Origin of the sequence: Citrobacter sp. T1.2D-1 (assembly GCF_950098555.1) — a bacterium.
GTDB lineage: Bacteria > Pseudomonadota > Gammaproteobacteria > Enterobacterales > Enterobacteriaceae > Citrobacter_A > Citrobacter_A telavivensis.
The window spans coordinates 182,985-195,242 of the sequence record NZ_CATNHH010000012.1; the positions used below are offsets into that span (position 1 = coordinate 182,985).

Sequence of the window (12,258 nt, forward strand, 5' to 3'; positions counted from 1 at the left end):
TGTCCAGAGAATTAACAAAAGAAGGACGCCTGACCTGATGATGCAGGATAACGACGTAAAACGCCCCACTGAGGAACTTGAACACGACCCGGTACGCAAAGTCGACACAGCCGGGGCCGCAAAGCACGAGATGAAAAACGCCGCCAGCGAGAAGCTGAAAACGGTGACCACCACCGTCGAAAAAATCCAGCGCATCCCGGTGATTGCGCACCTGCTCCGCGCGGCAGAACGCTTTAACGATCGGTTAGGGAATCAGTTCGGCGCGGCCATCACCTACTTCTCGTTTTTGTCGATGATCCCCATCCTGATGGTGTCGTTTGCCGCCGCGGGCTTTATTCTCGCCTCACATCCCACGCTGTTGCAGGACATCTTCAATAAAATCCTGATGAACGTCAGCGACCCGACGCTTGCCGCTACGCTGAAAAGCACCATCAATACGGCTGTCCAGCAGCGTACCACCGTCGGCCTGGTCGGATTAGGGATTGCCCTCTACTCCGGGATTAACTGGATGGGTAACCTGCGCGAGGCGATACGCGCCCAGTCGCGGGACGTCTGGGAACGCACGCCACAGGATCAGGAGAAAATCTGGATCAAATACCTGCGTGATTTTATCTCGCTGATTGGCCTGTTGATTGCGCTGATTGTGACGCTGTCGATCACCTCGGTCGCCGGTTCAGCGCAGCAGATGATTATCTCTGCCCTCTACCTCGACAGCATAGAGTGGCTGAAGCCCACCTGGCGGCTGATTGGCCTGGCGATCTCTATTTTCGCTAACTATCTGCTGTTCTTCTGGATTTTCTGGCGTTTGCCGCGTCACCGCCCGCGTAAAAAGGCGTTGATTCGCGGTACGCTGATTGCGGCGATTGGCTTTGAAGTCATTAAAATCATCATGACCTGGACCCTGCCGGCGCTGGTGAAATCGCCCTCCGGCGCGGCGTTTGGTTCCGTGCTGGGGCTGATGGCGTTCTTCTACTTTTTCGCGCGCCTGACGCTGTTCTGCGCGGCGTGGATTGCGACCGCCGAGTACAAAGACGATCCCCGGATGCCAGGCAAAACGCACCGTTGATTCTCACCCTCTGCCGGATGGCGCTGCGCTTATCCGGCCGACAAAACATCGCAAATCGTAGGCCGGATCAGGCGCTTGCGCCGTCATCCGGCAATATGGTCAGGCACTTACTTCCGCATCGCCTCACTCATTCAGCATTTAAATCCAGCCCTTAACTTTTATTTAACCAAAAACCAGTTTTATCCACTAATTTTAAAATTGTGTGAAGCATTTCATGGACGAGAAATCGCAGGCATAAACATTATCCGCTTTTTGCCTGATTTTTAACCATGTTGAGCGGTTGTTACAGATTGAAATGTCGCTTTTGCTGTGCGTAATATGGCCGTTCGTTCGCCAAAAATAAGAAAATACTATGCAAGCAACCGCCACCACACTCGATAACGAGCAGGAACATACCCCGGTCAATTCGCGCAATAAAGTTGTCGTCGCCTCGCTCATTGGCACTGCCATTGAGTTCTTCGACTTCTACATCTATGCGACCGCCGCCGTGATTGTCTTCCCGCACATCTTCTTCCCGCAGGGCGACCCGACGGCGGCAACGCTACAGTCGCTCGCCACGTTCGCTATCGCCTTTGTCGCGCGCCCGATTGGTTCCGCGCTCTTCGGCCACTTTGGCGACCGGGTAGGGCGTAAAGTGACGCTGGTGGCGTCTTTGCTGACAATGGGGATCTCGACGGTGATCATCGGCCTGCTGCCTGGCTACGCCACCATTGGCATCTTCGCCCCGCTGCTGCTGGCGCTGGCACGTTTTGGTCAGGGGCTGGGACTGGGCGGAGAATGGGGCGGCGCGGCGCTGCTGGCGACGGAGAATGCCCCGCCGCGTAAGCGTGCGCTGTACGGCTCGTTCCCGCAGTTGGGCGCCCCCATTGGCTTCTTCTTTGCCAACGGCACCTTCCTGCTGCTCTCCTGGCTGCTGACCGATGAGCAGTTCATGAACTGGGGCTGGCGCGTGCCGTTTATCTTCTCGGCGGTGCTGGTGATTATCGGTCTGTATGTCCGCGTGTCGCTGCATGAGACACCGGTCTTCGCCAAAGTGGCTGCCGCGAAAAAGCAGGTGAAAATCCCGCTCGGAACCCTGCTGACCAAACACGTTCGCGTGACGATCCTTGGCACGTTCATCATGCTGGCGACCTATACGCTGTTTTATATCATGACCGTGTATTCGATGACGTTCAGTACCGCCGCTGCGCCGGTCGGTCTGGGCCTGCCGCGTAATGAAGTGTTGTGGATGCTGATGATGGCGGTCATTGGCTTTGGCGTGATGGTGCCGGTTGCTGGCCTGCTCGCTGACGCCTTTGGTCGTCGCAAGAGCATGGTCATCATCACCACGATGATTATCCTGTTCGCGCTGTTCGCCTTTAAACCGCTGCTGGGATCCGGCAATCCGGCGCTGGTCTTCGCCTTCCTGCTGCTGGGGCTGAGTCTGATGGGGTTGACGTTTGGGCCGATGGGCGCACTGCTGCCTGAACTGTTCCCGACCGAAGTGCGCTACACCGGCGCATCGTTCTCCTATAATGTCTCTTCGATTCTGGGCGCGTCCGTTGCGCCGTATATCGCTGCATGGTTACAGTCCAACTATGGGCTGGCGGCCGTGGGGACCTATCTCGCGTCTATGGCGGCGTTAACGCTGATCGCGCTGCTGTTAACCCATGAGACGCGTCACCAGTCGCTGTAATCTTTACATGCCGGGTGGCGGCTACGCCTTACCCGGCCTACAAACACGACCACTTCCGTAGGCCGGGTAAGCGCAAGCGCCACCCGGCACAACGCAGACCACACCATCATTTCTTCATCTGCGATAAAATCATCCGGCACTGATTGGCATCCCCTTCCGAGGGTGAAATCAGTGCCAGCAGCGCGGCGGCGGGCGTCACTAACGTCGCCAGCGCCGCAGCCACCGCGCCACGGGCAATCAACGGCCCGGCTTTTACCCCCGCCTGCGGCTCCTTAAACGTCCCACGCACGTACAGCGGTGAACGCAAGGTAATGATGCGGATACCTTTGCTCTCCGGGTCGATGGTCAAATCCAGCTGTTCTGAGGCAAAGCTCGCCGTCCCGGTGACGTTGATCAACGCATTTTCGGTGTCGAATGCAAAAATTTGCGGACGCGCCACGCCGTTCACAATATCGAGATTCGCCGCCGCACAGTTGACCCGCACTTCGTCATCGCCAAAGATCTGCCCGACAATGTAGTTCCCGACGTTCAGGCCAACGATCTCCATCAGGTTGCGGCTGATCAACCCGTCGTTCATCAGCAGTTTCAGGTTGCCATTGCTGTTGCCCAGCAGCGCCGCCACGGAGTTCCCGCTGCCGCGAAGTTCGGCGTCACCGTTCATTTCACCCAGCGTTTTCTGCATCAGTTCGACGTTCGGCATCAGTTCTTTCAGTTTTAAGCGCCGCGCCTGAATATCTGCGCGCCCCTGCATCGGCTTTTTGTCGCCTTCCAGATGAATCGTTGAACTGATGCTGCCACCCGCCAGACCAAACTTCAGCGGTTGCAGGCGCAGGTCAGCATTCTGCAGAATGATGTGGGTTGAGAGATCGCGGATCGGCAGACTGCTGCCATGTTCAATACGCCGCCCTTTGAAGCGCACGTCGGCGTCCATCACGTTCCATTTGTCCGTTTCGAAGCGGTCATAGGGCAGCACTTTGTCCGCTGGCTGTATGCTCTTTTCGCCCTTTTTCTGTTCTGAGCGCTGCGCTTTCTCCGCGCCTTTACCGGAATCAACGCCGATCAGCGGCCCCAGATCCGCCAGCCTGAGCTGGCGTGATTCCACGTCGCCTTCCAGTTTCGGACGCGGTTTCCCCGTCGTATAGGTCAGCGAGCCGTGAATATCGCTGTCGCCGATTCGCCCATTGAACTCCCGGTAGTCAAACACTGACGAGGCGTTGGTATCGATTTTCGCCACCAGCCGACCGTCCGTTTCGAACGGCGGCGTATCCGGCAGCAGCACCCCCGTCAGATCGTACAGCTCGCCCAGTGAATCCCCGGAGAATTTCAGTTGCAGATCGACGCCGCCCATCTTCATTGGGTCCTTAACCACGCCCACCAGCGCCACTCGGGTATTGCCGGAGCGTAAATCAGCCTGCACTGGAAACGCGGCGCCTTCGCTACGCAGCGCCAGCATACCGCCCATCTTTCCCGTTCCAGTAAGCGGTTCGCCGTTGTATCGCCCCTGTGCCTTCAGGCCAAACACGTAATCTTCAACCTTCGCGTTATCGCCTTTTGCTTTGCTTCCCGTGACTTCACTGAACGGCAACGGCTTGCCCAGCGGATCGACCAGGATCTCGATATCCGCTTTGCTGACCTTATCGTCAATGGCGATCCGCCCCTGATCGAAGAGAATCGTGTCCAGCCGGAAAGACCAGGCAGAAGGTTTGGCATTGGCGTCTTTGTTTTCTGCGCCTGCCAAGTCAAATGTCCAGTTATTGTTCTTCTCAGACAGGCGAATCAGCCGCGCATCGGGTTTCACCAGTTTGATCCACGGCAGCCAGACGGTTTTGCTTAATAGCGCCAGCGGGGCGAGCGTCGCTTCGACGCGGGGAAGGTGCACCATCGTCACTTCGGGAATATCGGGGGGATTGCCGAGGATAATATCTTCAGCATGCACGTGCGGCCACGGCACCCAACTGCGCCAGCCGGTCTCCTGCTTTTGGCGCTCCCAGACGACCCCCAAATCACCACGAATGGCGAACGGTCGGTTAAGTTCGGTAGAGACTTTCTGGTTGATGGTCGGTTTGAGGCGGTTCCAGTCAAATGTCGCTATCAGTACGATAACGACAACGATCAACAACAAGAAAGTCCCTGTTATTACTGTCGTTATTTTTCCGGCTTTGGTCATAGTTAGCGTCCTCACGTCTTCCCTTGCCTGTCCTAAAGATAGTCCAGCCAGACGGAGTTAGCGGAAACCGCCGGTTTTTACAGTGACAGAATGACCTCATCGAGATGGGAAAATGGGACCGGGCGCGACAGAAAATAGCCTTGTGCGGCAAAGGCAGGCGAACGTTGTACATCGCGCCACTCTTCCAGCGTTTCCACTCCTTCAACGATCACGCCGCGGCAATAGCGGTTCATCAGTTGCAGCAGCATGGTAAAGAGATTGCGCCCCTCAGGCGTCTGGCGAAGCATCACGAACAGTTCGCGCGCGATTTTGATGTAGTCATAGCGGACCTCGTTCAGGGCAGAGAAGTTAGCCATCCCGGTCCCGAAATCATCCAACCACAGCGGGCCAAACTCGCACATGCTGGCGAAGGAGGATTCTTTTGGCAGATGAATATGTTCTACCAGTTCAAAACGCAGCCACGGCATCCGTTCAATCATCTGCACAATGTTGGGCTGCTGGCGCATGGTGAGCAGCGTTGGACCATCGACATTCACGGAGGCCAGTAATTCATGACGCTGGAAAAAGTCAGCCTTTTGCTCCAGCAACTGAAGTTGTTCTTTGACGATATCAACGCGATGGCGCACCGCCACCCCGGCAAAATAGCGATCGGGAGCGATACGTTGGGTCGGATTGTCCGGATGCGTCACCACCGTCAGCAGTTCAACCGCTAACAGGCGTCCGTTGGTCTGGTAAATCGGCTGGTGAGTGTAAGCACGCTCGCACTGCAGCCAAAAGCGCCGATCCTGCAAGCTTTCAACGCTCGCCTCGGAATTGCTTAGCTGCTGGATAACCTGGTTTATCATCTCAGATGTCCCGTGATTAAGTGTGTTACTGCCCCGACTCGTCAAAGGTTATCGGCCTTCAGGCGGAGAACTTTATGTTCGGTCACGCGCAAAATTGAAAACGCGTTTGTAAAAATCAACGCAGAATACGGACTGGCTCAAAAAAATTTTTGGAACGTTGTTTTAATATGATTGACCACCCAACACCCACAGCGCACACTAACGCTAACTTTTTCTAAGCAGGTTCACGACTATGTCCAAAAAGATTGCCGTGATTGGCGAATGCATGATTGAGCTGTCACAGAAAGGCGCAGATGTTCAGCGCGGATTCGGTGGCGATACATTGAATACCTCCGTTTACATTGCCCGTCAGGTTGATGCTGCGGCACTCTCCGTACACTACGTCACGGCACTGGGCACGGACAGTTTCAGCCAGCAGATGCTGGAGTCATGGCACGGTGAAAACGTGGATACCTCACTGACGCAGCGCATGGAAAACCGTCTGCCGGGCCTCTACTACATCGAGACCGACAGCACCGGCGAGCGGACGTTCTATTACTGGCGTAACGAAGCGGCGGCGAAATTCTGGCTGGAGAGCGAGCAGTCAGCGGCCATTTGCGAAGAACTGGCGACCTTTGACTATCTCTACCTGAGCGGTATCAGCCTCGCGATCCTGAGCCCATCGAGCCGTGACAAACTGCTGTCGCTGCTGCGCGAATGCCGCGCCAACGGCGGGAAAGTCATTTTCGACAACAACTACCGTCCGCGCCTGTGGGCCAGCAAAGAAGAGACTCAGCAGGTTTATCAGAAGATGCTGGAATGCACCGATATCGCCTTCCTGACGCTGGACGACGAAGATGCGCTCTGGGGCGTGAAGCCGGTTGAAGAGGTGATCGCACGTACGCATGCCGCGGGAGTGCAGGAAGTGGTCGTGAAACGGGGTGCAGATTCTTGCCTGGTGTCTGTCGACGGTCAAGAACCGATCGACGTTCCCGCGGTAAAACTGCCAAAAGAGAAAGTGATCGATACCACTGCCGCTGGCGACTCGTTCAGCGCCGGGTATCTGGCCGTTCGTTTAACCGGTGGCAATGCCGCCGAAGCTGCCAAACGGGGTCACCTGACAGCCAGCACCGTCATTCAGCATCGCGGGGCGATTATCCCACGCGACGCCATGCCACAGTAAAATCGACCAGCGCCTGATGGCGGCGTAAACGCCTTATCAGGCCTACAGAAATCGTCTCCGTAGGCCTGATAAACGAGCAACATTCAGCAATTCTGTGATTTCCCTACTGCGCCGCCGGAATATCTGTCACTTCAGGATGCACTTCATCCGTCTCAACTGGCGTCGCCGCTGCCGCAACCGGGGTCATAATCTGTTCCCACGTCGCCTGTAACTCCTTCATGTTGAATTCCGGCTCACCTTTCGGCTGCAGCAGAATCAGCGCCATATCCTGTGATAACTGCTGACGCAGATCCTGATTCAACATTTCAACGGTCAGGCTGTTCAGGAAATCCTGACGCAAACGCTGATACTGCTCGGGCGCGATATCCACGACCTGATTTTGCAGCGAACGCAGACGTTGACCGATCAGAATATCGGTATCGGTACGGGCGTAGGTCGCAAACAGCTTCTGCAATTCCAGATTCTTTTGCGCTACCAGCGCGTTGAACTCTTCTTCCGGCAGGCCGTTATCACGCACTTTCGCCAGTTCACGCGCCACCGTGCTCAGATTGGCGGTAACCTTGTCGTTTGGCGATTCAATGTTGACAGCACACTGGGCGCGCTGGAACAACACGCGACAGTCAAAGCCGAGGCCGATGTCTTTCGCGTTGTTTTTGCTCAACGCCTGCTGAATGTGCCAGAACAGCGCTTCACGCGCTAAATCCGCGCGCCAGTAGCGCAGCAGCGCAGCGGACTCACGAATCGGCTGCCATGGCGTATCCCACATCACGGAAAGACGATCCTGGCGCACGGCGTCGGTCATGATGCTTACCGCTTCCGCACGCAGCGGTGAAAGCGTCGGCACTGGCGCAGGCGTTTCGCGTTTACCTTTCAGTTCACCAAACGTTTTGTTGATTTGCTCGGCCACCGAACGCGCATCGACGTTACCGACGATAATCAGCGTCATCGCATCCGGGGTGTACCATTTCTGATAGAAATCATGAACTTTCGCCGCATCCACCGGCATTTTCACCGGCTCGGCAGGATCGTGGCCCAGCAGCGCTGACCCTTTCAGACGATAGCGCCACCAGCCCTCTTTGGTATCGACGGGCAGCGTGGTGACCATGTCTTCCGTGCTCAGCGCGTGATTCACGACCTCAGGGGTGATAGTCAGTTTGCCCATCGTATTCGCCAGATAGTTCAGCGACTCTTTCAGCAGATCGTTACGGTTATTGGGCAGGCTAAGATTGTACTGCGTGGAATCGTAAGAGACCGTCACGGGCGGCATCGGACGCTTAGGGTCAAATCCCTGCTGCCACAGTGAACGCACCTGTGCGGCATCAAGGCCGCCACTCTGGGTTAACGCAATACGGGGAATAAGATGACTGAAACCGCTCTGTTGAGTACTTTCGGTGAGCGAACCGGTATTTACCAGCAGACGGACCTCGATACGGTCGCTGGGGCGCTGCGGGGTGGCTAACACTTGCCACTGTAAACCATTTGCCAGCGTCCCCTGTTGCCATGCCGGGTCTGGCTGGAGCGCATCCGCCTGCACATAGCCAGCAGTGGCCATCATCAGCAAACCGCCCGCTATAAGTCGAATTTTTGTGCCCTGCATGTGAACCCCTGATCAACAATCCTGGTAATAAAAAGACAACCCCTGTTGGGTTTGCCTGAATATGACGTTAAAAACACTTCGTGTTAGACCGCAAGAACATGAAAATGTCACGGAAGAAGTGAAATAAACCCGATACCTCCATGTTGAAGGATTCGGGCCCAGGGGTCAATTATGCGCAGGAGGCCGCAGCCCCACAAGGGACTGCGGTCATAAGTGTCGAGATTAAGAGGATATTTCGTGCGTTTTGCCTTCAGGTGCACGATTATTCAGCACATCGTCAAGCTTCTTGTGGTCCAGTTCCTTCACCCACTTCGCCACAACCACCGTTGCCACACCGTTACCGACCAGGTTGGTCAGCGCACGAGCTTCAGACATAAAGCGGTCGATACCCAGGATAAGCGCCAGACCGGCAATCGGCAGATGGCCAACCGCAGAGATGGTCGCCGCCAGCACGATAAAGCCACTTCCGGTGACGCCCGCCGCCCCTTTAGAGGAGAGCAGCAGAACCACCAGCAACGTAATCTGATGGAAGATATCCATATGACTGTTGGTGGCCTGGGCGATAAACACCGCCGCCATCGTCAGATATATCGATGTCCCATCAAGGTTAAACGAATACCCGGTGGGAATAACCAGCCCCACGACCGACTTGCGACAGCCGAGTTTCTCCATCTTGTCGAGCATACGCGGCAGCGCGGACTCGGAAGAGGACGTACCCAGCACAATAAGCAGTTCTTCACGGATATAACGGATAAATTTAAAGATGCTGAAGCCTGTGGCGCGGGCAATTGAACCCAGAACCACCACCACAAACACGATACAGGTGATGTAAAAGCAGATAATCAACTGCCCCAACTGCACCAGCGTACCGACACCATATTTCCCAATCGTAAAGGCCATCGCCCCGAACGCCCCGATTGGCGCCAGGCGCATGATCATATTGATGATGCCGAAAATGACCTGCGAGAAGCTTTCAATCACGTTGAAAATCAACTGACCTTTGCTGCCCAGACGATGCAGGGCAAAACCAAACAATACCGCAAACAGCAGAACCTGCAGGATGTTGCCGCTGGCAAAGGCGCCAATGACGCTGCCCGGTATCACATCCATCAGGAAGGCAACAATGCCCTGGTCTTTCGCCTGAGCGGCATAGACCGCTACCGCTTGCGCATCAAGGCTTGCCGGGTCGACGTTCATTCCGGCACCGGGTTGTACGACGTTGACGATGATAAGACCAATTACCAACGCAATCGTACTGACAATCTCAAAGTAAAGGAGCGCAACCGCACCTGTACGGCCCACTGCCTTCATGCTTTCCATACCTGCAATGCCGGTCACGACAGTACAGAAGATGACAGGGGCGATGATCATCTTAATCAGCTTAACGAACGCGTCGCCAAGCGGTTTCATTTGTGCGCCAAATTCAGGGTAGTAATGGCCAAGGAGAATACCAATGGCTATTGCTGTCAGGACCTGAAAGTAGAGGCTTTTAAACAGAGAGATTTTCATAAGGTGTCCTTGAAGTAAAAACCACAGGTCTTGTAAGGTTTTGGTTAACCTGCGGCCTTAAAATAACACCCAGACAACATGGCAGAAATGCACAAGGATCATAATTGAAACAAAAATGTTAAAAAACTTGAGCTGGCTCGCACAAGCCGGACCTTTTTAAAGTATTGTAATCACGTCAATTGTGCTTCAGGTAACGTTCTTCGAAGGTTTCTGCGGGTACAGCACGGGCATAAAGGAAGCCCTGAGCGATTTCAACGCCCGCCTGCGCCAGCCATTCACGCTGGGCTTCGGTCTCGACGCCTTCCGCCACCATCTGCAGATTCAGGCTACGCGCCAACAGGATAATGGCCGAGATCATGCTGTTATCTTCTGGCAGACCATCGACAAACATTTTGTCGATTTTCAGCACATCGATTGGCAGGGATTTCATATGCTGGAGCTGGCGCAGCCCCGCGTAGCCCATGCCGAAATCGTCCAGCGCGATACGCACGCCTGCGTTACGCAACGGACGCAGTATCGCCACGGCGGCATTCGGATCGTCGATCCGCCGACTCTCTGTCACTTCCAGAATGAGCATACCCGGCTGGATACGGTAACGGTTTAACAGTTCCAGCATGTCTGGCACCATATTCGGGTGCATCAACTGGAGCGCCGACAGATTGACCGACAGCGGTAGCGTGATCCCCCGCTCCTGCCAGGCCGCGAGCTGGCGGCAGGACTCCTCCAGCACCCAGTGGCCCACAGTGACCATCAGGCCGCAGGATTCAATACGTTCAATCATCCCTTCCGGCAATTCCCAGCTTCCGTCCGGCTGTTGCATGCGCAGCAACGCTTCGGCACTCACCACCTTGCCGCTGCTCATCTCCACCTGAGGCTGTAACCACAGGGCAAAGCGGTGGTTGTCCAGAGCGGTAAGAATATCACTCTCTTCGGTTAGCCGTTTCTGGGCCGCTTCCATCTGCTCAGGGTCGAAGAACTGAATCTGGTTTTTGCCCTTGTGTCGGGCGGTAAACGCCGCCGAGACCGCGCGTCCGTAGAGCTGTTCGGCGCTGAGATCGCCATAATACATCGCCACGCCAATGCAGCAGCTCGGACGCAGTTGGATCCCCTGCACTGGCAGTCGTTCATTAATGATAGTGAGTACTTGCTGACCTAGAGTAATCGCGTGCCACGGCTCTTTAACGCCGTGGGCGATAATGGCAAAATCGTAACCGCTAATCTGTGCGAGCACCATTCTCGGCGACAGCACCGATTTTAGCTTCTCCACCAGCGTCAGTAGCAGGATTTCCCGCTGCGCCTCTTTCAGCACGCCCGCCGTGTCGCGCAGCGTTTCACAGGTGACAATCATCAGCGCCGTGGTTTGCTGACGCGCCACAACCTGTTCAAGCAGCCCCATCAGGAACGCTTTGTTCGGCAGTTCGGAGACCGGAAAACGCATCGCGTTGTCCGTCTGCTCTTCGCTGTGGCGCTGAACCAGCTGCTGATTGAGGTTGTAACTGCGCACCAGCAGGCCAATCTCATCGTCATGATGCAGACGCGGCAACGCCAGCTGATGTCCAATCAAATCCTGCTGCGGAATGTTATTCAGCTCGCGGGCAATTTTGCGCAGCGGGTGCAAAATCAGGCGATTCACACACCAGCTAATGGCCACCGTCAGCATCAGGGACAAAAGTAAGTAAATGGTCACTAACGTAGACAGCGTACTCATCACAAACTTATACATGCGGAAGGAGTCGGCCTGGAGCACCAGATACGCCAGCGGCTGTGGATTCGCAGGACGCTCAAGCGAATAGACGGGAAGCGAGATCTGCACCGGCAGTTCGAAGAGCCGGGTCACCATCACCGGCACGGGCCGTTCAGGGATAAAGCTCATGCGCAGCGCCTGAAACTGATTCGGCAGCACCACATCGGCCCGTTGCACCACCCCGGCCGGTTTGATACTAGCGAGAATCGCTTCGGCTCCGGGAATATCGGCTTTTAAAATTGAGGAAGAGAGAGGTTCACGTACAGAACGGGCAATACTTTCCAGTTGCGTCGCCGTGTTATAGCGGTTCTGCTGTACCAGATGAAACAGCAAAACGGTGCAAAACAAAAATACAAACACCATGACAACGGCAGCCACCATTGCCATCTGCTTAATTGTTAACGAGCGACTGACGCGCAATATTGTCTCCCCCCCGGATATCCCAGATTGCCGCCCGAGTATACCCGATCGCAGCGACATTGAGAGAGGCTGT

Annotated in this window: 8 protein-coding genes; 3 read left to right on the plus strand and 5 right to left on the minus strand. The window is 55.4% G+C overall.

Translation table 11 applies throughout. From position 1 onward, the window contains the following. The first annotated feature begins 37 nt into the window (after positions 1–37). Positions 38–1,066, plus strand: a complete 1,029-nt coding sequence (gene yhjD, locus QQZ17_RS12310; protein ID WP_152400459.1) for an inner membrane protein YhjD — start codon at positions 38–40, stop codon at positions 1,064–1,066. Between the two features lie 352 nt (positions 1,067–1,418). After that, a complete protein-coding gene (locus QQZ17_RS12315; protein ID WP_046491892.1) occupies positions 1,419–2,741 on the plus strand; it encodes an MFS transporter in 1,323 nt (440 codons plus the stop codon). Between the two features lie 106 nt (positions 2,742–2,847). Here QQZ17_RS12315 and QQZ17_RS12320 read toward each other — a convergent pair whose 3' ends face one another. Beyond that, on the minus strand, positions 2,848–4,908 hold the full coding sequence (locus tag QQZ17_RS12320; RefSeq protein ID WP_152400462.1) for an AsmA family protein: 2,061 nt from the start codon (positions 4,906–4,908) through the stop codon (positions 2,848–2,850). A gap of 77 nt (positions 4,909–4,985) precedes the next feature. Beyond that, positions 4,986–5,753: a cyclic-guanylate-specific phosphodiesterase gene (pdeH, locus tag QQZ17_RS12325; RefSeq protein ID WP_152400464.1), complete on the minus strand. Its 768-nt coding sequence runs from the start codon at positions 5,751–5,753 to the stop codon at positions 4,986–4,988. Between the two features lie 232 nt (positions 5,754–5,985). Between pdeH and QQZ17_RS12330 the strand changes: the two genes are divergently transcribed. Continuing rightward, positions 5,986–6,915 (plus strand): sugar kinase, encoded by a 930-nt coding sequence (locus tag QQZ17_RS12330; protein WP_152400466.1) that lies wholly within the window; start codon positions 5,986–5,988, stop codon positions 6,913–6,915. Between the two features lie 103 nt (positions 6,916–7,018). On the opposite strand, the gene QQZ17_RS12335 is transcribed toward QQZ17_RS12330, so the two are convergent. From QQZ17_RS12335 to hmsP, 3 genes are all read right to left on the minus strand, one after another. Beyond that, entirely contained in the window at positions 7,019–8,512 is a 1,494-nt protein-coding gene (locus QQZ17_RS12335) for a M16 family metallopeptidase (RefSeq protein WP_152400468.1), read from the minus strand. 222 nt (positions 8,513–8,734) lie between these two features. Then, complete coding sequence (gene dctA / locus QQZ17_RS12340) at positions 8,735–10,021, minus strand: C4-dicarboxylate transporter DctC (RefSeq protein ID WP_152400470.1); 1,287 nt, start codon at positions 10,019–10,021, stop codon at positions 8,735–8,737. 175 nt (positions 10,022–10,196) lie between these two features. Then, entirely contained in the window at positions 10,197–12,185 is a 1,989-nt protein-coding gene (hmsP, locus tag QQZ17_RS12345) for a biofilm formation regulator HmsP (protein ID WP_152400472.1), read from the minus strand. Positions 12,186–12,258: the final 73 nt, after the last annotated feature.

Excerpts from the sequence above, each read along its gene's own strand:
- yhjD (WP_152400459.1), top strand. The coding sequence starts at position 38 with ATGATGCAGGATAACGACGTAAAACGCCCCACTGAGGAACTTGAACAC.
- dctA (WP_152400470.1), bottom strand. The coding sequence starts at position 10,021 with ATGAAAATCTCTCTGTTTAAAAGCCTCTACTTTCAGGTCCTGACAGCA.
- pdeH (WP_152400464.1), bottom strand. The coding sequence starts at position 5,753 with ATGATAAACCAGGTTATCCAGCAGCTAAGCAATTCCGAGGCGAGCGTT.
- QQZ17_RS12330 (WP_152400466.1), top strand. The coding sequence starts at position 5,986 with ATGTCCAAAAAGATTGCCGTGATTGGCGAATGCATGATTGAGCTGTCA.
- QQZ17_RS12320 (WP_152400462.1), bottom strand. The coding sequence starts at position 4,908 with ATGACCAAAGCCGGAAAAATAACGACAGTAATAACAGGGACTTTCTTG.
- QQZ17_RS12315 (WP_046491892.1), top strand. The coding sequence starts at position 1,419 with ATGCAAGCAACCGCCACCACACTCGATAACGAGCAGGAACATACCCCG.
- QQZ17_RS12335 (WP_152400468.1), bottom strand. The coding sequence starts at position 8,512 with ATGCAGGGCACAAAAATTCGACTTATAGCGGGCGGTTTGCTGATGATG.